General features: G+C 63.7%; 19 protein-coding genes. 3 read left to right on the plus strand and 16 right to left on the minus strand.

Features of this window, described 5'->3' with window-relative positions; genetic code table 11:
• Positions 1–217: 217 nt before the first annotated feature.
• The 9 genes from hflX to VGM51_10930 form a co-directional block, all read right to left on the minus strand.
• Entirely contained in the window at positions 218–1501 is a 1284-nt protein-coding gene (hflX, locus tag VGM51_10890) for a GTPase HflX (GenBank protein ID HEY3413543.1), read from the minus strand.
• A 357-nt stretch (positions 1502–1858) separates the two neighbouring features.
• A complete protein-coding gene (locus VGM51_10895) occupies positions 1859–2944 on the minus strand; it encodes a carbohydrate ABC transporter permease (protein ID HEY3413544.1) in 1086 nt (361 codons plus the stop codon).
• A gap of 259 nt (positions 2945–3203) precedes the next feature.
• Positions 3204–5603, minus strand: a complete 2400-nt coding sequence (locus VGM51_10900) for an extracellular solute-binding protein (protein HEY3413545.1) — start codon at positions 5601–5603, stop codon at positions 3204–3206.
• Positions 5604–5847: 244 nt separating this feature from the next.
• Positions 5848–7959 (minus strand): hypothetical protein, encoded by a 2112-nt coding sequence (locus tag VGM51_10905; GenBank protein ID HEY3413546.1) that lies wholly within the window; start codon positions 7957–7959, stop codon positions 5848–5850.
• A gap of 106 nt (positions 7960–8065) precedes the next feature.
• Positions 8066–11308, minus strand: coding sequence for a cellulase family glycosylhydrolase (locus tag VGM51_10910; GenBank protein ID HEY3413547.1), 3243 nt, complete (start codon positions 11306–11308; stop codon positions 8066–8068).
• On the minus strand, positions 11305–12537 hold the full coding sequence (locus tag VGM51_10915) for a cellulase family glycosylhydrolase (GenBank protein HEY3413548.1): 1233 nt from the start codon (positions 12535–12537) through the stop codon (positions 11305–11307). The genes VGM51_10910 and VGM51_10915 overlap by 4 nt, the downstream gene beginning before the upstream one ends.
• Before the next feature lie 63 nt (positions 12538–12600).
• Positions 12601–13380: a DUF1559 domain-containing protein gene (locus tag VGM51_10920; protein ID HEY3413549.1), complete on the minus strand. Its 780-nt coding sequence runs from the start codon at positions 13378–13380 to the stop codon at positions 12601–12603.
• A gap of 35 nt (positions 13381–13415) precedes the next feature.
• A complete protein-coding gene (locus VGM51_10925) occupies positions 13416–14789 on the minus strand; it encodes a GH1 family beta-glucosidase (GenBank protein HEY3413550.1) in 1374 nt (457 codons plus the stop codon).
• Positions 14790–14798: 9 nt separating this feature from the next.
• The gene (locus tag VGM51_10930) at positions 14799–15827 is read right to left on the minus strand and encodes a LacI family DNA-binding transcriptional regulator (GenBank protein ID HEY3413551.1); all 1029 of its coding nucleotides are present in this window, start codon (positions 15825–15827) and stop codon (positions 14799–14801) included.
• A 232-nt stretch (positions 15828–16059) separates the two neighbouring features.
• Here VGM51_10930 and VGM51_10935 point away from each other — a divergent pair, with 232 nt between their 5' ends.
• A complete protein-coding gene (locus VGM51_10935) occupies positions 16060–18114 on the plus strand; it encodes a hypothetical protein (GenBank protein HEY3413552.1) in 2055 nt (684 codons plus the stop codon).
• Positions 18115–18204: 90 nt separating this feature from the next.
• Here VGM51_10935 and VGM51_10940 read toward each other — a convergent pair whose 3' ends face one another.
• Positions 18205–19113 (minus strand): PEP-CTERM sorting domain-containing protein, encoded by a 909-nt coding sequence (locus VGM51_10940; GenBank protein HEY3413553.1) that lies wholly within the window; start codon positions 19111–19113, stop codon positions 18205–18207.
• A gap of 263 nt (positions 19114–19376) precedes the next feature.
• Here VGM51_10940 and VGM51_10945 point away from each other — a divergent pair, with 263 nt between their 5' ends.
• Entirely contained in the window at positions 19377–20285 is a 909-nt protein-coding gene (locus VGM51_10945) for an aldo/keto reductase (GenBank protein ID HEY3413554.1), read from the plus strand.
• A 64-nt stretch (positions 20286–20349) separates the two neighbouring features.
• Here the strand turns inward: VGM51_10945 and kdsB are convergent, their stop codons facing one another.
• The 6 genes from kdsB to VGM51_10975 all read right to left on the minus strand — a co-directional run bounded on the left by kdsB (position 20350) and on the right by VGM51_10975 (position 25359).
• Positions 20350–21087: a 3-deoxy-manno-octulosonate cytidylyltransferase gene (kdsB, locus tag VGM51_10950; GenBank protein HEY3413555.1), complete on the minus strand. Its 738-nt coding sequence runs from the start codon at positions 21085–21087 to the stop codon at positions 20350–20352.
• Positions 21084–21569 (minus strand): D-glycero-beta-D-manno-heptose 1-phosphate adenylyltransferase, encoded by a 486-nt coding sequence (gene rfaE2 / locus VGM51_10955; GenBank protein ID HEY3413556.1) that lies wholly within the window; start codon positions 21567–21569, stop codon positions 21084–21086. The genes kdsB and rfaE2 overlap by 4 nt, the downstream gene beginning before the upstream one ends.
• Positions 21566–22549 (minus strand): PfkB family carbohydrate kinase, encoded by a 984-nt coding sequence (locus VGM51_10960; protein HEY3413557.1) that lies wholly within the window; start codon positions 22547–22549, stop codon positions 21566–21568. Before VGM51_10960 ends, rfaE2 begins: the two co-directional genes overlap by 4 nt.
• Positions 22546–23439, minus strand: coding sequence for a hypothetical protein (locus VGM51_10965; protein HEY3413558.1), 894 nt, complete (start codon positions 23437–23439; stop codon positions 22546–22548). The genes VGM51_10960 and VGM51_10965 overlap by 4 nt, the downstream gene beginning before the upstream one ends.
• 259 nt (positions 23440–23698) lie before the next feature.
• Complete coding sequence (locus VGM51_10970; GenBank protein HEY3413559.1) at positions 23699–24274, minus strand: SIS domain-containing protein; 576 nt, start codon at positions 24272–24274, stop codon at positions 23699–23701.
• Positions 24275–24342: 68 nt separating this feature from the next.
• The gene (locus tag VGM51_10975) at positions 24343–25359 is read right to left on the minus strand and encodes an NAD(P)-dependent alcohol dehydrogenase (protein HEY3413560.1); all 1017 of its coding nucleotides are present in this window, start codon (positions 25357–25359) and stop codon (positions 24343–24345) included.
• A gap of 246 nt (positions 25360–25605) precedes the next feature.
• Here VGM51_10975 and VGM51_10980 point away from each other — a divergent pair, with 246 nt between their 5' ends.
• Positions 25606–26010: an arsenate reductase ArsC gene (locus tag VGM51_10980; protein HEY3413561.1), complete on the plus strand. Its 405-nt coding sequence runs from the start codon at positions 25606–25608 to the stop codon at positions 26008–26010.
• The last annotated feature ends 54 nt before the right edge of the window (positions 26011–26064 follow it).

The following is a 26064-nucleotide window of genomic DNA, read 5'->3' on the forward strand; positions in this document are numbered from 1 at the left end:
ACGGGGGGCGGGAGCGCCTGCGAGACGGATGCGGGCGAGGCGCCCGGTATTTGCCATTGGCCATTTGCCAGTTGTCATTTGACAATGGGGGGCGGGAGCGCCTGCGAGACGGATGCGGGCGGGGCGCCCGCGCTACGGGTCAGCGGTGTCTGGGCGACGGATGCGGGCGGAGGCGACCGCGCTACGGGTCAGGGGCGCGCGGCGTCCGCGGTACGGGTCAGGGGTGCGCGGCGTCTGTGAATTCGGACAGGCGGCCGGCCAGGTCGGTGGTCACGCGGGCGCGGACGTGGATGAAGTCCTCCGCGTATTCCACGCCCTCCACCTTGCCGCGCTCGTAGCACTGGGTGAGCAAATCGCCGCGGCCGTACGGGAGGTACGCCTCGATCGGCGTGAGAAGCGATTCTACAACGTGGCTGACGGTCGTGAGAAGCTGCTGCAGGCCGTCGCGGCGGGTTGCCGACAGATAGACGCTGTTGGGTGTGTTGGAGACGAGGCGGCGGAGCTCGTACTGGTCGGTGACGCGGTCGCATTTGTTGAACGCCGTCACCACGGGCTTTCCGTCCGCGCCGAGTTCGTTCAGGACGTCCATCGTGGATTTCATCTGCATCTCATAGTTGGGATGGCTGACGTCCACCACGTGGATGAGGATGTCCGCTTCGTTGACCTCTTCCAGGGTGGCGCGGAAGGCGGCGACGAGGCCGTGCGGGAGGCGCTGGAGAAAGCCGACCGTGTCCGTGAGCAGGATGGCCCAGCCGTTCGGCAGGACCACGCGCCGGGTGGTGGGGTCCAGCGTGGCGAAGAGCATCGGGTCCACGAGCACTTCGGAGCCGGACAGGACGTTCATCAGCGTGGATTTTCCGGCGCTGGTGTAGCCGACCAGTGACGCCGTCGGGAACGGCAGGCGCTGACGGCCGCGGCGCTGCTCGCTTCGCTGGCGGCGCACCTCCTGCAGTTCGGCCTCAAGGTCGGTGATGCGGCCCCGGATGGTGCGGCGGTCGGATTCTGTTTTCGTTTCGCCGGCGCCGCCGCGGATTCCGACGCCGCCCTGCTGACGCTCGAACTGCGTGTACTGGCTGCTGATTCGGGGGAGCAGGTAGGTGAGGCGGGCGAGTTCGACCTGGAGCTTGCCTTCGTGCGTGTGCGCGCGCTGGCCGAAGATATCGAGGATCAACTGCGTGCGGTCGACGAGGCGCGTCTGCACGACCTCTCCGAGGTTGCGGAGTTGCGTGGAGGTGAGCTCGTCATTGACGACCACGATATCGGCCTCATGGTGCTGGACGAGCGCGAAAAGCTCCTCGGCGCGGCCCTTTCCGAAATAGGTGGCGACGTTGGGTTCGGCGCGGCGCTGGACGAACTCGGCCACGGGGTTGGCGCCCGCGGTTCTCGTGAGCGCGCGGAGTTCCTCAAAATCCGATTCGATATCGGTGGCGCCGGTATCCAGCGCGGCGAGGATGACGGTATCGCGCTCATCGACCTTGTGCTGCTTGTTGGGTGAAGACATAGGGGTATTGTAGGCGGTGCCGGGTGGCGGGTGACAGGATTCGGGGGTCAGGATTCAGGGGTCAGGATTCAGGGGTCAGGAGGCTGGATTCAGCATCCGGCATCCGGCATCCAGGCCCGAACCGACTGCGGGGTGGCTGGGGATCGGTTGATGAGCCGGCCAGCCGCTGGCCGTAGGCGTCGCAGGGTTCCTGCCGCCGTCGTGATCCAGGTAGTTCTACTGGTAGGCGGACCGGTTGTCCCAGTTGCAGTCCCTCCACATCGCTCTTCCTCCGCGATACCTCTGCGTTCCTCCGCGTCCTCTGCGTTGAATCCGGGAACCGCGGTTGAATCCGGGTATCGCGCGTAACGTCCCGTTCTAGCCTTTCAGGCCCGTCATCACGATGCCCTGGATGAAGACCTTCTGGCCGAGGAAGAAGATCACGATCAGCGGCAGCACGACGATCACTGCGCCCGCCATCATCATCTCCCAGTGGGTCCCGTAAAGGGTCTGGAACGTCTGCAGTCCCAGTTCCAGCGTCTGCTTTTCCAGGCTATTGATGAAGATCAGCGGGCCCATGAAGTCCTTCCACGCGCCGATGAACGAGAAGAGGGCGACCGTGGTTGTGGCCGGGCCGGTGAGCGGCATCAGGATGCGCCAGTATATCTGCCCCCACGACGCGCCGTCCATCTTGGCCGCCTCGTCCAGTTCCACGGGAATCGTGCGGAAGAACTGGCGCAGGAGGAAGACATTGAACGCGCCGCCGCCGAAAAACGCCGGGACCCACAGCGGTTTCAGGCTGTCGAGCCAGCCGAGTTCGCGGAACAGCATATAACCCGGGATCAACGTCACGATTCCGGGCAGCATCATCGTGCTGAGCATCAGCATGAACAGCGCTTCCCGCCCCGGGAACGGGATGCGCGCGAAGCCGAAGGCCACGATGCTGGACGAAATCGTAACCCCAAGGACCACAAGGAGGGCCAGCGTCAGCGTGTTCTTCGTGAACAGCGCGAAGGGCACTTCCTTCCACGTGTCCGGGTAGTTCGACCACTTGGGCGCGACCCGCACCTCCTTGGAGATCGTCGAGGACGGGACCTTTGTCGTCGTCTCTGCGCCGGGCATACGGATGGTCGCCTTTCCCTTGTCGTTGTCCACAAGCGGCGGGTCGATCGCGATGCGGCCCGTGGGGCTCTGATAGTAGAAATACGTCTGCTTCGGCAGCCATTCCGGCGGGTAGATCATCACGCGGTCGGTTGTCTTGAGCGACGTGACGACCATCCAAACGAAGGGCACGAGGAACATGGCCGCGCCCAGGACGAGCACGACATAGAGCACGACGAACGGGATCCAGGGCTTCTTCTGGCGGCGGGACGGTGGAGAGGGGGCGACGGGGGTTGGGGGCGCGGGGGCGCCCGACGCACCGCTGCTCGTCGAAATGTCATCAGTTTTTCGTGTCTCGGGCATCATACTCTCCATTGCTCCCAATCACGCCCCGACTTCACACCGTATGAATTCGGTGGCTGGCCGGCAGATGTCCCACTCACCCAATCGCCCCGGCGACTGAAGTCGCGGCTACAACTGGCCCGAAGTCCGCCTCCGCGGACTGGGTCCGAGTCGGCGAAGGCCGACTTCGCAGCTGAAGCCCGCCAATTCATTGGCACGGGAACGCCCCATCTCGCAATCCCCCCATCACCCACTCTCCCACTCCCCCCCAATCGCTCCCTCACTTCGCGTCTCCGGACTCGTAGTAGACCCATCCGCTGAACCGGAACTGGATGGCCGTGACGATGAGGATAAACGCGAAGAGGATCCAGGCGAGCGCGCTGGCGTAGCCCATCTTCAGGAACTGGAAGGCGTTCTGGTACAGGTAAAGCACGTAAAACAGGGTGGCGTTGTGCGGGCCGCCGCTTGTCATTACAAACGCCTGGGTGAACACCTGGAAGCTGCCGATCACGCCCATGATGAGCGTGAAGAAGATGGTCGGCGTGAGCATCGGGATCGTTACGTTGCGGAATTTGGACAGGATGCCGGCGCCGTCGAGCTCGGCCGCCTCATACAGGGCGTTGGGAATCCCCTGGAGGCCGGCGAGGAAGATGATCATCCCTCCGCCCACGCCCCACAGGCCCATCAGGATCAGCGACGGTTTGGCGAGGCGCTCGTCCAGCAGCCACAGGATCTTGTGCTTGTCCGGATCGACCATATGCAGCAGATTGGCCAGGCCCATCAGGTGCAGGCGGTCCACCGCGGTGTTCAGGAGGCCGAAATCCGGGTTGAAGACCCACAGCCAGAGCACCGAGGCCGCCACGGCGGACGTTACGGCCGGGAGGTAATACGCCGTGCGGAACCACGCCTGGCCCTTCACCTTGATATTCAGGAGGAGCGCGACCGCCAGGCTTCCCGCAACGCCGAGGGGAACGCTGAAAACGGTGAAGAAAATCGTGTTGGACAGCGACTTCCCGAACAACTCGTCCTGGGTGAAAATCTGCGCATAGTTGCCAAAGCCGACCCATTTCGCGGGGTTGATGAGGTCCCACTGGCAGAATGCCAGCATGAACGACGCAACGATGGGGCCGATGGTGAAGACGATGAAACCGATGATCCAGGGCGCTATGAAGACGTAGCCGGCCACCGCGTCCTTACGGCGATGGCGCGATTTGAGCCCCCTCCATTCGGAGCGCGAAACCCACCAGATGGTGAATACAATTCCCGCCAGGATCAGGAAGAACGCGGTCACTCCGGCCGCCCACGGGAACGGCCGCAATTTCTGCGGGAAGCGCCACTGATCCAGCACGCGCTGCGCGGCAGGCAGCGTCTTCGTTACGGCGGCCTTCGCCGTCTGCTTGCCTTCCCACACCAGGTCCAGTTCCGGGTTTACCTTGGTGTTGACCTCGTTCCAGACCGGCGTAAACGGGTTGAACTGGATGAACGGCACGCCCTGACAGGTGATGATCTTGTGCAGGGGCTTCTTGCCGTCCAGCCAGACCTTCGATTCCGCCAGTTTCCTGATGGAGGGCTGCGCCAGTCCCGTGGCCGCCAGCGCGGACTGCCCTACCGGGCCGGCGAGGTATTTCACGAGCTCCCAGGCGAGTTCCGGGTGCTTCGTGCCCCGCGCCATTCCGTAGCCGGAACCGCCGGTGCCGAACGCGCGGATGCCGGTGGGCCCTTTGGGGAACATCGCCACGTCCCAGTCGAACGTCTTGATATCGCGGAACTGGGGCGTATTCCAGATTCCTGAATGGAACATCGCGAGGCGGCCTGTGAGGAAGAGGTCCGGAGCGCCCACCCCCATCGCGGAATAGTCCAGCGGTGAGGGCATGTAATGGTATTTGTTCACGAGGTCCGCGCGGAACTGGAGGCCCATCAGGGTCTTCGGATCGTCGTACATCACGCGCGTCGGGTTCTTCACGTTGTCCACGAAGCGGCCGCCCGCGGAGTAAATGAAGTGGTCGATATCGCCGCTGAACGCGAACTGGCTGGGGCGGCCGGTCCTGGGATTGATCTTGATGAGCCTCTTGCAGATCGAGAGGAAATCCTTGTCCGGGTCGAAACCGGGTTTGCTGAAGCGAGCAGGGTCTTCGGACCAGGACCAGTCGTCCGAAGGATAAGGCACGCCGGCCTCATCGAAAATCTTCTTGTTGTAATAGACGCAGCAGACCGGCGCGATATCCCTGGGAATGGTGAGGACGTTGGGCTTGCCCGTCACGGGGTCCTTCATCGTGAACCGGTCTACGATTTCCGGATAGTAGTCCCGGATGTGGAAGGATGGGTCCTTCTCCATGAACGTGTTGAGCGGGAGCAGGACACCCTTGTCCGCCAGCGTGACGAACATGTTGGTTTCAACGAAGAGGACATCGGGGGGGGTACCGCCCGCGAATTCGACGAGCACCTTTTGAACGTAGGGGTCGCCCGCCGGCGCGCGCTCCGCGCTGACGTGTACGCCGGGGTGCGCCTTCTCGAAGGCGGCGCACTGATCCCGCACGATGTGCAGTTCCTTGATATCGCCCCAGTAGCGGAACCGGATGGTGGTCACGGCCCGGGAAGCGGGCGCATACAACGCGACAGCCGCGAGGAACAGAATGGCACGAACCCGGTAAGAAAGATAATTGCGGGCAGACAGAGACATGGCGCCTCCCAGCGAATTTCAGGTTACTTACAAACGTGGGGGACGAAAGGGCAAGCGCTTGTCCTAATCCCCATATGCACATAATAGGTCACTGTTGCGGAAAAGTGTACACGCCCCGTAAAGAGACGGCGGAGGGTTGATCAGCCCTCCGCCGTCCGCGTTTTCGTATACCGTCTGTGCCGATCAGATCGGCGGACAATGGGCGTGAAGGGGCCAACGTTCCGATCACGCCCGGTATGAGTTGTCAGGAATGAATGGCTTTCACCGCATCGAGCAAGGTGATGTTGCCACTCATGTCGAGATCCAGTTCGTTGTAGTAATTGCCGAACTGGGGCGACATATCAAGGCCGGCTGCGATCCGCAGAATCCGTACGGCTTTTGTGGCGCCAACGAATTCGGTTACGGACTGTGCCAGCGGCGATCCGGCGCCCTTGATCCTGATCCAGCGGTTGCCGGAGGGGTTCAGCAAGTCCCAATCGGTCTTGTTTGTACCGGGATTCGCGGGGTCGTCGTAGATGAGGATGTATTTGTACTCGGTGGCCATGTCGCTGCCGAATCCGGCGCCGGTTGTGAACGTCCCGCTATAGGTGTTGGGCCGTCCCGCGACCGCGGGGAGCGGTATCGCGCCGGTAATGCTGCCGTCCCAGGCGTTCAGAGCACCGGCAACGTACACGGCGCGGCCGGCGGCCAGGTTGTCGTGGTCCACCAGCGTGAACGTGATGTTGACGGGGCCGCCGTCATAGTTCGTGCCGTTGTAAGGTCCGGCGGCGTTCGCAGAGACCTGGACGACGCTGGACGACAGCGGTACGAAGAATCGTCGATCGGTCGGGTTCAGGGCATTCCACCCGACGTAAAGACCGGAATCCGGCATCTCGGGCAGGCAGAGCTTGAAGCCCATGGGCCCCGCATTCACGAGGAACACCGGCGACTGGTAGGTATTCGGCTGTCCCGACACCGGGTTCATCGGAATCTCGTTCCAACCGTAGGGACGATCCGTGGTGGGAGTGTATCCCGGCGGACGGGCATTCCGCCAGCCGATGGGGCTTCCGGTCATCGTCACGCGGTAAGCTGCCCCGGTATCAGGGTTCGTTCCGAGGGCGGCGATGATGCCGTATGGGTCATGCATGGTGCACTGAACGGCCGTTCCAACCATGAATGTGGCGGTGTTCTTGCCGGCGGAAACGACTGTTCCGCTCGTGTTCTTCACGTTGGCCGCCGCCACGAGGAGTTTGGTGTTGTAGGGAACGGGCAGTTCGAGGTCAACCTTGGTGCCATTGGCCTCGACGACGGCCGAGACCACCGGTATGGTGGTGTTGGTGGAGAGGTTGGTGACCGTGTAGTTGGCAGGTGTTGTCGCGCCATCGCCCAGCGGAGCGGTGAACGAGAGCACGATGTGGTTCAGGTCGAGCGCATCCCTCAGTGAGGCCGCGCTCACCTCAAGGGTGGCCGGAGCGACGAGCGTATAGGGCGGCGCGTAGGTGCTGATGAGCCCGCGGGAGTAGTCGTGGGTTGCGGGGTCGCCCTGACCACGCGCTTCGAACGGGATGCAGTCGACCGGGCCGCGCGGGTAGTTGGGCGCGGTGCGGTCTCGCATGTTGGTGTAGAACTGCATCAGAATCTGGTCGCCGATTTTGGGAGGCGTCACCGGCGAGTTTGCCGGGTTGGTGCCGAACAGGGCCAGCGGAACCTTCAGCTCGATGCCGTGGGCGCCTTTGTAAACAATCTCGCCGCCACCGCCGCCAACCCCGTGGACGAGGTTGTTAACGGTGTCGTAGGTCCAGCCAAGGCTGCCCGTGAACCCGCTTGCGTCGTTCCAGTCCCAGTCCGTGAGGGCAGTGTTGGCAGGGAGGACGAACCCATAGCCCTGGTTGCCGTCATAGTCGTGTTTGAAGCCGGCAGCGTTCGATTTGATGACGACGTTGCAGGCGGGCGTCTGTGCGTAGTCGCACGCGGCGCCGTACGGGTCATGCGCGACTCCCAGGCGTTCGATGGCATCGTTGGCGCCTTTGAGGTGCATCACGATCGCCCACTCGGCTTCGACGGCGTTGAGGTCGAGGTTCGGCATATCGATGTAGATGTAGAGATCCGAGCCTGTGTTCGCCGCGTACATGGCGTTGGACAGCAGCAGATTCGCGCGCGGATCGGCGGCATCGTTGATAGGCGTGGGGATTGCGGCAGGGTCATTGACCAACTTGTGGTTGGGATCCGTGGTGTTGTTGTATACGAGCGTATACTCCGCGTCGCGGATTCCGTCCATGATCGGGGTCGCATATGCGGCGGGATTGGGCAAGATCGCGGCCGTGGCGCAGATGCCAAGCCCGATTGCCCACCGCCACGCTCTGGTACGATGAATCATCACTTACTCTCCTCCTTCTGATGTTGGAGTTAGCAGGGGTCATGGCGGCTTTGCCGCCCAACCCGGTGTTGGTGTGCCGTCCAGGGCACGGGTGGGTGGAAAAATCTCATGGACCGGGCGGTGTCAGGGCCGCCGCCAGACCAGAGGGAATAGTCAGGTTTTCCGTTCGAACCTGCGACATCTTTGTAACGAGGGCCAATTCGGCGTCGCTAAATGGGTTGAGCGGAGTTACGGCCCTGGGGTTGGAATAATAGCCCCAGTACCCCATTGGGCCGGAAGTGTTCACGGTCTTGAATGTCCAGAGGTTCCAGGACAGACCGTTGGTGTACATGGTGTTGGTGTATTCCGACATGGCCGCCGAGGAGTTGTTCGGCTCCAGATTGAACTCCCCGATGTACATGGGGACATTTCGCGAGGTTCTGACCTGCAGGATGCCCGGCAACTGACCGTTCAGGCTGTTCAGATGATCCTGCGGCGAGGTGGCGCCGAAGTCGTACAGGTGGATGGAATAGACCACGTTGGTCCACCCGTACTGGGCCGGCTGCGGCAGCGAGGCGACTCCCTTGTAGCCGTCCTCGACGATGACGATGGTGTCCGGCGCGACGTGGCGGATCGCCTGGTACAACTGGTTGTGAACCGAGTGCAAAGTGGCGACGTCCGGAGCGCCGGCGGGCTCGTTCAGCAGGTCGCACCCGAGGACTCCGGGGTTGGAGCCGAACTCCTGCGCGATGGTGGTCCAGACCTGGACCGCCTTGGCGATATTGTCCGTGTTCGAGAAGAACAGGACCGGGCCGGCCTCGCCGGAATGGTCCCAACCGTTCTGGCTGCCCGGAGCGCCGTGCATATCGAGGATCACATACAGCCCGGCGGCGTTGGCGTCGCGCACGGCGCCGCGCAGCCAGTCCATTCCGTTGGGCTCGTCGACGATGTCGTAGATGAACGGCAGGCGCACGGAGTTGAAGCCCGCTGCCTTGATGCGCTTGAAATCGGAGGGCTGAATCCAGGCGTTTCGGTAGGCCGCCTTCACGTTCTGGGCGGACGCGGCGCCGAGACGCTGCGTGAGCACCGTCCAGAGCGCGAAGTGGTCGTCCACCTTCTGGTATGGCGAACCACCGGGCGGATCCTGAACCCAGGGGGTCATCCACATTTCCTCGACGAACCAACCGCCGAGGTTGAAGCCCCTCAGGCGAACCTCTTTGCCGGTCGGATCGACGATTTTGACGCCTTCGGCCCGCAATCGCGGGAAGACCGGCATCGAGGCGGTCCGTAATGCGGTCACGGCATCCAGAAACGTTACGTCGCCGCTGAAATCCACGTCCAGTTCTCCGTAATAGCCGCTCCAGTAAGGCGCCGGGCCCAGCCCCGCCGCCACGCGGAGAATGCGCGCGAACAGCGAGGAGCCGAGGTAATCGGTGACGCTTTGCCGCGGCGGGGCGCCGGAACCCTTCACGAGCGCGGCACGGTCATGGAGCGGGTTCATCAGGTCCCATTCCGTCCCGGCGCCGTCGATCAGCACATATCTGTACTTGATCGTGACGTCCCGGCCGCTTCCGGAGGCGGGAGTAAACGTTGCGCTGTAGGTATGCGGCTGACCGGCAACCTCGGCCATCGGCACCGCGCCCGCCGCGTCGCCGGACCACCCGTTGAACGTGCCGGTTAAGTAAACCGGCCGTCCCGCCGCCAGGTTATCGCGATCGATCAGCGTGAACGTCATCGAGACCGGTCCGCCGTCACGCACGGTGCCAGCGACGGCGCCCGCGGCGTTGTCGTTCACCTGCAGTACGCTTGACGACCTGGGAACGAAGGCCACCCGGTCGTTCGGATTCAGCCAGTTCCAGCCGTCCCACGATCCGCCGTCCGGCATCTCCGGGAAGCAGTATTTGTAGCCGTTGACACCCGGGCTGCAGATGACAGCCGGCGACCGGAAATGCGCAGGCTCACCGGCGACCGGAGCCATGGGAATCTCGTTCCAGCCGTAGGCCTTTCCGGCGGGCATCACCTCGGGCGGGCGGGCGTTGGCATAGCCGATGAAGTCGCCGGTCAGCGTCACACGGTACGGCAGGCCGGTGCCCGGGTTCGTCCCGGCCGCGGCCACGATGCCGTACGGGTCGTACATATTGAAGACGACGGGCGCGCCGATCGACAATTCCGCGGAGTTCCTGATCGAGGAGACCAGAGCGCCATTTGTCCCCAACACGCCGCCCACCGTCACGCGGAGCCTGGAGTTCAACGGCAGCGTCAGACCGAGGATCACCCGCGACGCGTCATCGGGGTCGATCTGCGCGGACGCGACGGGGACGGGAGCAGCGGTCCCCACGTTGACAACCGCGTAGTTCGATGCCGTATCCGCCCCGGCGCCGACCGCGGAGGTGAACTTGACGACCAAATGCCCGGGGTCCGCGGTGGTGCTCAGGCCCGCGCCGGAGACCTCCAGCATCGGAGGGGTTCTGAGCGTGTAGGACGCCCACTGGGATATCGATCCGCGGGAGTAGTTATGCGTGGCGGCATTGCCCTGCGCGGACGCCTGGTATGGCGCGCTGTCTACCGGGCCGCGCGGGTACAGCGGCGAGGTTCGGTTGCGCATGTTGGCGTAGAACTGCATCAGAATCTCGTCGCCGATCCGGGGCGCCACAAGGTTCGTGTTGCCGGGATTGATGCCGAAGAGCGCCAGCGGGATCTTGACCTCGATGCCCTTCGCGCCGGCGTAAACGATCTCTCCGCCCGACGTGCCGGTACCGTGGACGATGTTGCCCGCGGTATCGTAGGCCCAACCGCCGTTGCCCAGAAATCCGCTGTTGTCCCAGGACCAGTCCGTTCCCGCCTTGTTGGGAGCAATGAGGAACGCGTAGCCCTGGTTGCCGTCGTAATCGTGCTTGAAGCCGGCCATATTGGATTTCAGAACGGCGTTGCTGGCCGGAACGTGGACGTAATCGCAGGACGCGCCATACGGATCCCCGAATGTACCGAGACGCTGAATCCCGTCATTCACGCCCCGAAGGTGGAAAGGAATCGCCCATTCCCCCTCGATGACATTGAGGTCGAGGTTGGGCATGTCCACGTAGAGGTAGAGGTCGGTGAGGGTGTTTGTGGCCCACAAGCCGTTTGTGTAAAGGGTGGTTGCACGGGGGTCGGCCGGGTCGTTGATGGCGGGCGAAGCCGACGGGTCGACCACCAGCGCATGCCCCGGCGCGGTCAGGTTTGACGCGACGACGGTGTATTCGGCGTCCCGGACGCCGTCCATCAGGGGGACGGCGCGGCACGCGGCAGCGGCAAGCAGCAATGCGGCCGACGAACCGGCCACCGCCGCCTTGAACCCAACTGTCATCCGTCGCTTGTTCACGCGCTTCATTTCTGGCGTTTCGGTGGGGCAGGATTGGCCGAGGCTTGGTAGACTGCCAGCAGTTCTTGAACCGGGGAAAGGTTTTCCGTTCGGACTTGCTCGATTTTCGCTTTCATCTCCGCCACGGTGTCCGTGAACGGGTTGATGGCGTTCGCGGCATCCGGCTTCGAATAGAGGCCCCAATAGCCCATGGGTCCGCCTCGGGCGACGGTCTTGTAGGTCCAGACCGCCCAGGAAAAGCCGTTTCCGTTGAGCGTTTGGAGGTATTCCGACATTGTTTCAGGCGAGCTGTGCGGCTCGATATTGAACTCGCCGATGTAGACCGGCGCATTCCGGTATCCGCGCAGTTCGAGGGTCTTCGGCAACCGCCCGGCAAGCGATTTGATCTGCTCGTCGGAGGATTTGGCGTCGAAATTGTAGAAGTGCAGGGAGTATACCATATTTGCCCAGCCGGCGACATTTGCGTGCGGCGTCGTGTCGAACCCCTTGTATCCGTCGTCCACGATGACGATCGTGTCCGGCGCGGCCTTCCGGACCGCCTGGTACAGGCGGTTGTACACGAGGTGCAGCGTCGCCGGGTTGGGTGCGCCGGTCGGTTCGTTGATGAGATCGAACGCGGCGACTCCCGGGTTCCGGCCGAACTCGCGGGCGATTTTCGTCCAGATATTCTCCGCCTGTTCGACGTATTTCGGCTCATAGAAGAACTTGTTCACGCCGGCTTCACCGGTTGTATGGTCCGCGCTCTGGCGGCCGGGCGTTCCGTGCATGTCGAGGACCGCATAGAGCCCGTTTTCGTTGGCCCAGGCCACGGATTTCCGCAGCCAGTCCATACCCTTCGGCTCATCCACGATGTCAAACAGAAACGGGATGCGCACGGAGTTGAACCCGGCGGATTTGATGCGCTTGAAATCCTCGCGCTGGATCCAGGCGTTGCGCCACGCCGTTTTGATGTCCTGCATGGCGGTTGGTCCCAGGCGTTCGCCGAGGACCCGCCACAACCCGGCGTCGTCGTTCACCTTGTGGTACGGCGAACCGTCCGGCGGGTCCTGCACCCAGGGCGTCATCCACATTTCCTGGACGAACCAGCCGCCCAGGTTGATGCCGGCGAGGCGAACCTCGTCGCCGGCGGGCGTCACGATCTTGATGCCATCGGTCCGCAGGCGAGGGAGCGGCGTCGCTTCACTGCGTGAAGCGACGGGCATAGCGGCTATGGCGGCGGCGAAAATCAATTTGAGCATCGTCTGCTTTCTGACATCACTTGCCCTGGCGACGCGAGGCGTCACATTGAGCCCCGTCGGTGGTTACCTGTATTCGTCGGCCATACCGTTGACGATGGGCATCAGCTTCGCGGAGGTGTCGTAGGCCGGGTTCAGTGACTTCCACATATCGTTGGGCACCACGGTCTGGATCAGTTTGAGGGCCTGCACGTGGCCGTCCGCCATGATGATCGGGATGCGGCCGTTGTGCGCGACGAACGGGCCCAATTTGCTCTGGCTGACCTGGATGCCGTTCTGATCGCAGCGGACGTTCATCATCCACGGTCCCAGGTCCGGCCAGGCCATGCGGGTGTTGAGGATGAAGAGCGTGCCGGATGGATCCTTCACGTCGCTCAGGTGGTGGATGATTCTTCGCGAGCCATTGTCCTCAAAGAAGAAGCCGCCGGAGTAGCCATAGGAGGCGGGCAGCGCCTGCGACCTGTCGTTCCGGAACTGCGGGAGCGTGTTGCTCTCGTCGCCCTGGTTCGGCCACGCCTGCTTCACCCCTCCGAGGCCCGGGAAGTAGTTGGTTACGCTGGGGCAGCGCCACACATCGAAGGATTTCAGGTACGGCTGGATAGCCCGTTTCCAGGTCCACGTGCCGCCGACGATGGGCACGCGGTTGGGGGGATAAGTGCCGTCGTTGTCATCGGCGTAGCTCATGCACGCGATGCCGATCTGTTTCTCATTGCTGATGCAACTGGTGGTCTTCGCGCGTTCACGCGCCTTGGCGAAGACGGGGAAGAGGATGGCGGCCAAAATGGCGATGATGGCGATCACGACCAGCAGCTCAATGAGTGTAAAGGCTTTAAGCCTGATTCTCATGTCATTGTCTCCTTTGACTCTCGTCACAATTTCCGTTAAACGGCATTTCGCCGGATCACGCCGGCGTACCAGAGGCCACTGTCCTTCACCGTGCGCTCGTGGGTTGCGTAGTCAACGTGCACGATGCCAAACCGCTTTGCGTATCCGAAGCCCCATTCAAAGTTGTCCAGCAACGACCATACGAAATATCCGCCGAGGTTGGCGCCGTCCTCGATGGCCCTTGCAGCCGCCCGAATATGGGTTTCCAGGTAGTGGCGGCGATTTTCGTCGTGCACCCTGCCGTCCGGTGACACGGTTTCGTCAAACGCAGCGCCGTTCTCCGTCACGTACAGCAGAGGCCTTCCGTACGCCTCATCGAGGTCGCACAGGGTTTCCGTCATTCCGGGGGGGTACACTTCCCAGCCCATCGCGGTGAGGGGGCCTTCGGTGGGCAAAGACCAGCGCGTCCGCAGCCCGGAGCCATCGGGGTCGTCCGCGATCATGCCGCGGAAGTAGTAATTGGCCCCGATGAAATCGATGGGCGACTGAACGGCGGTTCGCTGTTCGGGCGTGAAGCGCGGCAGGAGTTCACCGAACGCCTCGCGCATTTCGGGCGGGTAATCGCCGCGGTAAATCGGATCCAGGAACCACTTGTTGCCGTAGGCATCGGAGCGGCGGGCGGCCGCCTGGTCCTCGGGGCTGTCCGAAAGGGCGTGGGCCGGGGAGAGGCTGACAGTGATGCCGATTCGTTTGCCGGGGCAAACCTGGCGGAAGCGCTGGACCGCGAGGCCGTGCGCCACGCAAAGCGTGTGCCCGGCCAGGAGGCCAAGCCGCTGATCGGTCTTTCCCGGCGCGTGCTCGCCGCTCACGTAGCCCATATGGGCCACGCACCATGGCTCGTTGAGCGTGATCCAGGTGTCGATGCGGTCGCCGAGGGCTTTGAAGCAGGTTTCGGCGTAATCGGCGAATCGGTTGGCGGTGTCAATGCCGGCCCAGCCGCCTTTGTCTTCCAGCGCCTGCGGGAGGTCCCAGTGGTAGAGGGTCGGAACGGGTGTGATCCCGGCTTCCAGCAGGGCATCCACGAGACGGTTGTAGAAATCGAGTCCCTTCGGGTTCAGCGGGCCTTCTCCCGTCGGGAAGATGCGCGGCCACCCGATAGAGAAGCGGTATGCCTGAATCCCGAGGTCGCGCATCAAGGCGATATCCTCGCGGTAGCGATGGTAATGATCGCACGCGACGTCGCCGGTGTCCCCGTTTTGCACTTTGCCGGGGGTATGGGAAAAGCGGTCCCAGATGCTTTCGCCGCGCCCGTCTTCGTTGGCGGCTCCCTCAATCTGATAAGCGGCGGTGGCGGCGCCCCAGATAAATCCCCGGGGAAACGCATCCCCCGCTTCGTGTTCAAGAGTCTGTTCGGTTTCGAAGGTAACCATTATTCTTCCTCAGACCGGTTGGGTACGGCCGCCACACGACTCCCTGATCACGAGCCGGGTACGGACAATATGATGGGCATCGCCGTTGGAGGGCTCATCGCCGCGGATGCGGGCGATGAGTCTCTCGGCGGCGGTCTCACCGAGGCGGTAGAACGGCTGGTGAACCGTGGTGAGTGAAGGGGCGACGTACTGGGCTATTGGGATGTCGTCAAAACCCGCGACGGCCATATCGGTGGGCACGCGCAGCCCCTCGCGGCGCAGGACCTGCAGGGCTCCCAGGGCGGATTCGTCGTTCGCGGCGAATACCGCCGTGGGGCGCGGATCGAGGGCGAGGAGAGCGCGCATGGCTTCGCGCCCGCTCTTCTCATTGAAGTCCCCGCAGACAACGAGGTCGTCATCGAAGGGTATGTCCGCCTCTTCGACGGCGTCCCGATAACCCATGAGGCGCTCGTATGCGTCCAGAAGGCTCGTGGGACCCGCGATGAAGCCAATGCGCTCGTGCCCGAGCCTCAGGAGGTGGCGCGTCATATCGCGCGCGCTGGACCTGTTATCGCACGTCACCGTATCGACGCCGGACATCGGCGCGGTGTTGTTGATGATGACGAACGGCATTTCGGCGCCGCGGCACTGCGTGAGGACGTCGTCCCCCATCTCGGTGCCGAGCAGTATGCCCCCGGCGACGCGCTGGCCGGAGAGTGATTCCACATAGTTCTCGGACGACGTCTCCCGCGAGACCAGGAGGTTGATGTCCATCCCGTTCGCGGCGGCGACGTCGGCGACGGCGCAGACAATCTGCGAGAAATAGAAGCTGTCGAAGATGTGGGAGCGGTACGGCATCACGAGGCCGATCGTGTCCGGCGGTCGGCGCAAGGCCAGCGAAACGGCCTGCCGGTTCGGGCGGAAGCGGCGTGTGCGGGCGATCTCGAGGACGCGTTGGCGGGTGTCTTCGCTCACCTTGTTGAGCGCAGTGTTGTTGATCACGCGTGAAACGGTCGTGATCGATACCCCGGCTTCATCCGCAATATCACGCAAAGACATCTGACTGGCGACCCCGCTCCAGCTTATAGGTTTAGCGCTTTCCCTATCAAGCCATTAATGAGTGCGAAACATACAGGGAAAGCGCTAAACCTAGATTACCAGAAGGGCCGATGATCTGTCCACATGTTTTTTTCGTTTTTTTGCCAATCGAAGAAAACGGTTGCCCGTCTGGTCACGGTCGTGATAACATGGCGGTCAACTGGGCGCAAGAATGCTATTCCGGAGGACCCCGATGTACCGCATTCCCGTATGGCCGTTGTCGTTCGTCTTATGCCTGTCCTGCCCACCCCCATCGCTTTCGGCGCAGTGGGATCGCCTGGGTCCCGATGGCGGCCGGATCCCCGCGCTGTCTGCCGCTCCGTCCAACCCGAGGATCGTCTACGCGGGGAACGCCTTCGTGTATCGCTCCGACGACGGCGGCGCAAGCTGGGCGCGAACCTCGGATGTGTTTCCAATATCCGGCCCCGACGTCGCACCGCCTTTCGTCCGCTCCATCGCCGTGAGCCCGGCGGACCCCAATCGCGTTGCCGTCGGCTCACCCCGCGGGCTCTACCTCACCACGGATGGCGGGGTGACGTGGAAACAGGCGCCGGGAGTCACAGCGGATATCGCATCGGTCTCGTTCTCGATGAACGGGAAGCAACTGCTGGCGTCGTCCGGAAACACGATGTATCGCAGCCAGAACGCCGGCGACACCTGGGCCACGCTCTCCGTGCCCACCATGTGCGCGATGACTTGGGACCCGAAGGTTCCGGCGGCGCTGGTTGGGCTGCGGGCGGTCCCCGATGGCTCCGGGCGGCAGCTATACCGGTCGGATGACGGCGGGTCCTGGTATGCGTTCTCGTCGTTCAGCGGGGTGCCGCTGAACGCGGTCCGGCCGGGCCTCACCGGAGACGCGTTCTACGCGTCTTCTTCGGACGCCACCGCCGGCGGTTTGTGGCGAGTGGCCAGGAATGGCGTGTCGTCGCAGGTTTGCGCCTATCCGGTCGCCGCCCAGGCGACGACGCAGGTGTCCCCCTCCTGCTTGCTGGTGGCGAGGGCGACGGGATCCCCGGCGGTGGCGAGAACCTGTGACGACGGCGGATACTGGGATCCGCTGTACGTGGGCTTCACGGCGCGCGGCGCTTTGGCGCTGACCTTCGGCCCCGATTGGACTCCGTTGGCCGGCACGGAACGCGGCGGCGTGATGGCGAACGACCAGAGTTTCGTCTGGCACCCGTCCAACACCGGCCTCGCGGCGGCGACAGTGACGGGAGCCTGCCAGTCCCCCGCCAACCCGAGCGTGATTCTGGCCGCGGCGACCGACGGCCTGTACCGAAGCTCCAACGACGGAGACTCGTGGACCATGTGCCATGGCTCGCTCACGCGATCGATCCTGGGCGTATCCCCGGCCCTCGCGGGACGCGTCTGGCATACGGGGGCACAGGGGCTCGAGAAGAGCGACGATTGGGGCGTGATGTGGCAGCATTTCACCACCGGCCTTCCCGCGACCATCGATATCGCCCGCATCGTGCCGCATCCCACGCTGGAGAACACGGTTTTCATCGTGACAGCGGGCGGCGCGGTATACCAGAACACTACCGGTAATCCGAACTGGGTGCAGAGATTCGCGGCGTGGCCCAGCCCGCCGTCATCGCCGCCCGACCTGGTTATTTCGCCGGTGAACGGCTCGACGGTGTATGCGACCCGGCCGGACGGGATCTACCGGAGCACCGACGGCGGGGCGCACTGGACACTGCGGACGGCTTCGGTTCCGGCCGGCGCGATGTTGTGCGCCGGGCGGACGAGTGCGGACATCCTTTATCGCGCCTCCACAATCGGGACCACGGCCTATGTGACGCGATCAACCGACGGCGGGGCGACCTGGGCGGTGATCCGCCAGGAGACCGGCGCGAGCAACAGCGCATTCGCCGCGTCGTTTCTGGCCATCGATCCGCGCCAGCCGAACCGGTTCCTGCTGGGCACCAACCGCGGGCTGCGGATCAGCGACGACGCGGGCGCCACCTGGCGCGTCGAGTCGATCGGGACCGCGGGCATTTTCACCATGGCCTGGGCGCCGTACGGCACAGCGGGTGATCTGCTGGCCACCGGCGGCGCCGGCTTGCTACGCTACAGACCCCCGTCCCGCTCCTCGATGTCCGCGCCAGACGCGGTCCGCATACTGGCGTTGGCGCTCTCCCCCACCCTGCCCTCACAAGCCGATCTGGATTTCGCCGATCTGAACGACGATGGACGAATCACGCTGGCCGACGCCGACCTTGCGCTCCGCTCCGCCACCGGACCGTAGGAGCGAGGGGACGATACGGAGAGGGGCAGACGCGGCGAACACGGCCGTGGGCCTGTGGGGCCCACGGCCGTGCTGTTGTAGAACCTCAGATTACCGTCGGTTGCGGCGTCGAGCGCCGAGCACCACGGCAAGGCCCGTCGCGATCAGCGACATCGTGCCGGGTTCCGGCACAGTTGGGTTCGGAATCGTGTCTGCCTGCACAGCGAGGTCGGTACCGATGTTCGTGCCCTGGGTACCGCCTACGTACCGGATGAAGGCGCCCGTGGTGCGGTTGACCTCAAACACGCCTCCGGTATCACTGGATTCGTACATCTGTCCGGAGATGCGGTTGAACGCGAGGCCGTCCAGGCCGAGCGCGGGAAACGCTGTGTTGTAGTTGAAGGTCTGGTGGTTCCCGCCAAGAGCGGCGCCACCATTGATGCGATAGATGGTACTTCCGCCGTTTCCGGTTCCCAGAAGGTCGCCGCTAATCGGGTCGAACGCAAGGTCGGTATAGAACGCATTACCTCCGCCGAACGTCCCGACCAGATCGGTCGTCGCGGTGCCGGGGTGGAACCGGAGGAGACCGTTTGCCGGGAAGTGGGCATTGTTGTTCTGGTAGGCCGTGAAGTACAGATTGCCGTCAGGGCCGGCGGTAAGGCCGTCCAGATTGCCGCCCAGACCCGTGGATCCCAGCGATGACAGGTTGGTAATCACGCCACCGCTGGATACGATGTTTGTCGAGTCCAGACGGAACATATGGACGTCGTCCTGGTACCGGCGCATGAAATAGAGGTTTTTGTCCGGGGTCTCCGCAATCGTAGACCACCCCGTTCCGACATCCCCGAGAACCGGGTCCCTGAGCCGTCCCATGTCCTGCTTCGTGTCCTGGGTGACGTTAATTTGCCATAGATGCCCATTCCCGGCATCGGCCATGGCCCACACAACCTCGTCGGCGCGCGCGGCCTGGGCCGCGAGTACCATCAACCCGCACAAGACGGGTAGCCGCAGATCATACATCTCAGTTAGTCCTTTCCCGCTCGAGTATAAGCGGCATTAATGCCCGTTTGCTGGGCGAGCAATAAATAGGCCAATTCCAGAGCGGGTCCGCGCCCAACTATTTGTGAGCCGGGGGCGCCGGACGGAGACCGCCGCACCCGCATCCGCAGCCGCCTTGCCGGCGGTTTCACGCTTTCGTTCTGAAGGCGTCGGGAGCAGTATCATGGTTGAACGGTTTTATCTGCTCCCTCCCGGTCCAGATATACTGAATTCAGGAGGTAACCATGAATCATCGCACGTTGGGTCGGACAGGATTGGAAGTGACTGATATCGGGCTGGGGGCGCTGGAGATCGGTCGCCCATGGGGCATCAAATCGGCGGTTGACCCCGGGATGCCGCCGTCGCTTCAGGAGGTGGACAGCCTGCTCCGCCGAGCGCTGGATCTCGGGATCAATTTCATCGACACCGCCGCCGCGTACGAGGACAGCGAAGAGCGCATCGGCCAGACCATACCGGACCGCCGGGGCGACTACTACCTGGCAACCAAATTCGGCGAGCGCTTCAAGACCGGCGAAGGCAGTCACTACGATTTCAGCGCGCCCGCGGCCGAAGCGTTTCTCGAACACAGCCTGCGCGTGTTGAAGACCGACTATGTGGACCTCTGGCAGATCCATTGCGGGGCAAACGACACCCAGACCGTGACGAGCGAAGAGACGATGGGCGCGATGGTCCGCGCGAAGGAAGCGGGCAAGGCCCGGTTCCTGGGCGTGTCCCCCGGCACCGTGGAGGCCGCGATGGCCACGATCGAGATGGGGATCTACGACACGCTGCAACTCACGTACAACATCTTCGACCGCACCATGGAGACCTCCGGCGTCCTTGCGGCGGCGAAGAAAGCGGGACTCGGCGTCATTTTGAAGTGGCCGCTGGGCGGAGGCTCGCTGACCCCGAAGTACGCGCGCCTGGATGCGGCAAAGGACAAACGGGTCGCCAAATCGGAGAAGCTGAAGGCCATCGCCGAGAGCCATGGCATGACGCTGACGGATATGGCGTTCCGCTTCCTGCTGACCAACGACTGCGTGAGCACCCTCATCGCGGGCACCCGAAGGATCGAGCACCTGGAATCCAACGTGAAGAACAGCGGCCTGACGCTGGACTCAAGCGTGATGGCGGAGATTGACGGAATACAATAAACGATGAACGATGAGCGATGAACGATGAATGGCCGTCCGGGAAATGGGTCCGGGAGCTCATCGTTCATCGCTCATCGTTCATCATTCTCTTGGCTCGGTCCAGGTCGGCGGGGGTGTCGATGCCCAGGGCGCGTTCGGGGACGTCCACCACGTGGATGCCGGCGCCGTGTTCCAGCGCGCGGAGCTGCTCGAGGCTTTCGGCCTTTTCCAGGGGGGTGGGAGGCCAGGATGCGAATTGCAGCAGGAATTCGCGGCGGTAGGCATACAGCCCGAGATGCAGCCGATAGGTAACCGGACCGTTGCCGGCGTCCCGCAGGTATGGGATGGGATGCCGGCTGAAGTACAGAGCGCGGCCGCCCGCTGTGACAACGGCCTTCACGACGTTCGGGTCAGCCGCTTCGGACGCATCCGTGGTGGTCACGCAAGCGGTGGTCATCATGATGTGCGATGGCGCCGTATCGAACGGCTGCACCACGGCATCAATCGTTGCGGGGTTGATGAACGGTTCATCGCCCTGGATGTTCACGATGATTTCCGCGTCGAGGCCGCGCGCCACTTCCGCCAGGCGATCCGTTCCGCTGGGGTGATCCGCGCGCGTCATAACCACGCCGCCGCCGAAACCGCGGACCGCGGCGGCTATGCGATCATCATCGGTGGCGATAAGCACCTGTTCCAACCGTCGGCAGCGTTTCGCGGCCTCCCAGGTCCACTGGATGAGCGGCTTGCCGCCGAGATCGACCAGCGGCTTGCCGGGGAAGCGGGTGCTGGCGAAGCGCGCGGGGATGATGCCAACGGCTCTCACGCGCACCGCTCCTTAACCGTGGCGATGATGTCTGTCGTGCTGAAGCCGTCCACGAAATGCACGATCTCCACGCGGCCGCCGTGGGCCCGCACGACCGGGGTTTCGGGCATGGCTTCCACGTCGTAATCGCCGCCTTTGACATGCACGTCCGGTTCCAGGACGGCCACGGACTCGTTGGGGAGGTCCTCATCGAAGATGATCACGTAAGAGACCATCCCGAGGGCGGCCACCATCTCAGCGCGCTCCCGTTCCGGGACGATGGGGCGTTTGGGGCCTTTGAGGCGGGTCGTGGACGCGTCCGAATTGACGCCGACCACGAGGATATCCCCGAACGCCCGCGCGGCCTCCAGCGTGCGTACGTGGCCGACATGGAGGATATCGAAGCAGCCGTTTGTGAAGACCACGGTCCTGCCGTCCCGAGGCCTTCGAAGCAGGTTCGCCAGAGCCTGACGATCGACCACTTTGTCACGTGCGGGGATCACGGTCGGCCCGCCAGTCGAAGCATCTCCTCGCGGGTAACCGGGGCGACGCCAAGTTTCGTCACCTTCGCGTTGCCGGCGAGGTTGCCGACCGCGGCGGCATCGGCGAACGCGGCGCCGGAGGCCAGGGCCATCGTGGCCGCGCCGATCACGGCGTCTCCCGCGCCGGCCACGTCGTAGACCTCCACCGGGTGCGCCGGCAGAAGGAGGGGCGCGGCGCCCGCTGTGAACAGTACCACCCCGTTCGGGCCCCGGGTAATCAGCAGGCCGTCACAGTCCAATTGCGCGCGGAGGTCCGCTCCCACGGTCAAGAGCGCCGCTTCATCGGTGATGCTCGTGTTGGCGGCGCGTTCCGCCTCGTGCACGTTCAGCGTCAGGAATGTGGCGCCGTGAAATGGGGCGACCCGCGGCGGTTTCAGGTTGGCGGCCACCGGCTTTCCGTGCCGGCGGGCCAGCGCTATGATCTCGCGGACCAGGGCCTCGGTCAGCGCGCCCTTCGCGTAGTCGGAGAGGATGACCGCATCGACCGTTGGAAGCGCGTTTCGGACGAACGCCGCCATCCCGTCCAGCGCATCGCCGTCGACGGGCGCGCGGGTTTCGCGGTCAACGCGCACGACTTGCTGGCTGTGGGCGACGATTCGGGTTTTGACGGTTGTGGGCCGGTCCTTCGCGACGACGAGGCCGCTCCCGTCCGCGCCGATCGCGGCGACCTGCGCGTGCACGACGGCCCCGTTCGGATCATCACCGACGACGCCGCAGACGATGCAACGGCCGCCCATCGCCTGGACGTTGTTGGCCACGTTGCCCGCACCGCCAAGCCGCCAGTCGGTGCTGTTCACTTCCACCACCATCACGGGCGCTTCCGGCGAGATGCGGTTCACCTGGCCCCAGACGTATTCGTCCAGCATCACATCGCCGACGACGAGGATGCGGCGGGATCCAAAACCATCGAGCAGGCTACCCAGTTTACTGCGTGTCATCATCGTTGAGCCGCCTCTCTCACCGCCCAGGCGATCAGCGGGACCATGATTTCGTTGTGGCCGGTGAGCGCAAATCCGCGCCCGCCCATTTCCTTGACACGGTACACAATCTGGGTGCCGCTGCGGTACTGCTGGAGAAAATCGAGGTTCACGCCGGTGAAGTCCGTGAGTTCGGTCGTGTTCCGCAGGATGGCCATCGCCTTGAGAAGAACTTCCGGCAGGATCACCGCGGAGCCGACGTTGAGCAGCACACCGCCGCGATTCAGGCCGCGCATGTGCTCCGTGAGGATCCGGAAATCGCGCAGGCTGGCGTCTCCCAAAGCCGCGCCCTCGGCATCGGCCCGCATCGTGTGGATATCCGTGCCCACCCCAACGTGGACGGTTGCGGGGATGCCCAGCCGGTATGCGCTCGCGAAGATGCTGATGGCGGCATGGGGCGCGTCCTGAAGGGCCTGTCCAACCGTTTCGCCGTAGCCCTGCCCCGAGGCCATCGCGCGTTTGGCGATGGCGTTGATCTCCGCGTTCGCCTCTTCCGCCATCCCGAACCGGCCGTCCCGCAGGCCCTCGACCACGTCCTCGCTGGTAGCGCCGAAGCGCGCCATCTCGAGGTCGTGAATCACGCCGGCGCCGTTAAGGGCTATCGCGGTGATGAAGCCCTGCTCCATCAGATCGATGACCACCGGGCTGAGGCCGATCTTGACCGTGTGGGCGCCGGTGGCGAACACGATCGCCTTCCCGTTTCGCCGCGCCAGCACGATCGCCGAAACGACTTCGCGAAGTCCGTGCGCTCCGAGGGTCCGGGGGAGCGAATCGAGGAACTCGGTCACGCTCCGGCCCAGCGCAATGGGGCGGCCGAGATCGGTGAGGGCGACCTTGCTGGCGCGATCCGCCATGGGATAGGTCGTGACAGATGAGAGATCGAATTGTGGATATCTGGAAGGCATATTACGATGGAGATGATTCAGGGACGGCCGCCCCGGCACTGAAGCCCTTCGGACGACGGAGACAGCGACCGGGCACTGAAGTACCCGTCTGGAGGGCCTTCGGCCAATCGTCCTTCGGACGACGGAAATGGGTAGTAGTTCCGCCCGTTGGTGTCTGTATGGATGAAGTCTGCGGTCAGAATCACTCGTTGTGGAGACAGGCGCCAACTCATGCGGCGCCGCCGAAAATGGCGCGTTCGGTGATCTCGCAGACGATGTGACCGATGGTGATGTGGCACTCCTGGATGCGCGGCACATTGTGCGTGGGGACCACGATCACGAGATCGGATACGTCCGACAGGGATTCGCCGCCCGCGCCGGTGAGGGCGACGGTTCGCGCGCCCTTTTCGCGCGCCAGGCGCAAGCCCTCGCGAACGTTGACCGAGCGGCCGCTTGTGGTTAATCCCACCGTCAGGTCCTTCGCCGTGACCCAGGCTTCCACCTGGCGCCGGAAGATCGTGTCGTAGCCGTAATCGTTGGCAAGCGCGGTGATGACGCTGGTTTCGGAGAAGGCCATGGCCGGCAGCGCGCGGCGCTCCATCTTGTAGCGTCCGACGAGTTCCTCGGCGATGTGGTTGGCATCGCACATGGACCCGCCATTACCGAAGAGCACAACCTTACCGCCGCCGCGGTACGTCTCCGTCATCCACTCCGCGAAATGGGCGATCTGTGCCGCCATCGTCTCCGCAAGCGCCGTTTTTACCGCCGCGCTCTCGCGCAGCATCTCCGTCAATGTGTTCTGCATACCGCCATATCATGAGCATACGGAGGGGAGCAAGGCAATCTTGAGCGGTGTCATTGGCGGTTAGACGTTCACTCGGCGCCGACATCCAGGACGATACGGTAGCGCGCATTGCCGGCCTTCAGGTGCGCAATGGCATCGTTGACCCTGGCCAGCGGGAAGTGCTCAACCTGCGGCCTGATGGCGTGACGGCCGGCAAAATCGAGCATTGTCGCGATTGTGACCGGAGCACCGGTGGGGGAGCCGGAGATGCTCCGCTGACCCAAGATCAAGTCGAAGGCACCTACCGGAATCGGCTCCGGAACGGCGCCCAGTATGTGCATTCGTCCGAGCGGCGCCAACGTGGCCATCAGCGCGGACCAATCGAGCGGGACGTTCACGGTGACCAACAGAACATCGAGAGACCCTGTCAGCGCACGGATCGCGTCTGCATCCCTGCTGGAAACCACGTGATGCGCGCCGAATTCCCTCGCCTCGTCGTACTTGGTTGCGCTGGAGGTGAAGGCGGTGACCTCGCAGCCCCAGGCTGTGGCGAACTTCACGGCCATATGTCCGAGCCCGCCAATGCCGACGATGCCGACGCGTTCCGTTGGCTTTACGTTCAACGCCACAAGGGGCGCGAACACGGTAGTGCCGCCGCAGAGCAGGGGGCCGGCAGAGGAGGCTTCCACCGTTTCCGGAATCGGAATGGCCCATGCCCAATGGGTGCGGATGCGGTCGGCGTAACCCCCATGGTGGCCGACAATTGTGGCCGTGCTTGTGGCGCATAGATGCTGATTACCGGACAGGCATTGCGCGCATGCCATGCAACTTCCCGAGTACCAGCCAACGCCCACACGCTGCCCGACGGCGAGCCCCTTCGCCTGCTCGCCCAGCGCAGTAATCCGCCCGATCACTTCGTGGCCCGGAACAACGGGAAACGTGGACATCCCCCATTCATCGTCGAGGATAGAGAGGTCGGAGTGGCAGACGCCGCAGTACTCGACGCTGACTTCCACATCGTCGGGGCCAATCGGACCCGGGTCGTATTCGTAGGGGACCAGTGCCTGCTTTGCACCGAGGGCAGCCCACGCGTGAATCATGCTCATTTCGTTCTCCTCCATCAAACCGACGAATCGGGCGACAGCATGCCCGCGACCGCCCCTCCGCGACGAGCCTGAGTTTCGGCTCGGGTAAACGGCGAAAGGCGGTCGGTTGACCGCCTCGCAGATGAAACAGGACCCGTTCCGGAATAGTTCACAGCCTGCGGAAACCCGGTGGGGACGGGTTGTCTCATTCCGGTGTTTGACCAACGGGGCGGCGCGGGTGTATGTATGCTTTAGGAGATTTCAGAGATGAAGACAGTCTTGTTCGTGTGCGGGCATAACGCGGGGCGGAGCCAGATGGCGGAGGCGTTCACAAACGCCGTGGCGGACGAGCGCGCTCTCGCGGTTCGCGGGGTGTCCGGCGGGACAACGCCTGCTGATAGCCTGAACCCCGCCGTCGTGGAAGCGATGGCCGAAATCGGCGTGCCGCTTGCGGGGAAGAAGCCGAAGATGCTGACCGCCGAGATGGCGGATGAAGCCGACCGCATCATCACCATGGGCTGCGGCGTGAGCGTGGAATCGTGCCCGGCGCGCGTGTACGTTTGCGAAGACTGGAGCCTGGACGACCCCGCCGGCCAACCGATCGAGCGCGTGCGCGTGATCCGCGACCAGATCCGCGCGAAGGTGGACGAACTGCTCAGCGAGTGGGGATGATTCAAGGGGGGGCAGCATCCAGCATCCAGCATCCAGCATTCAGGGGGCAGGATT

It is taken from the genome of Armatimonadota bacterium, from assembly GCA_036504095.1.
GTDB lineage: Bacteria > Armatimonadota > DTGP01 > JAKQQT01 > JAKQQT01 > DASXUL01.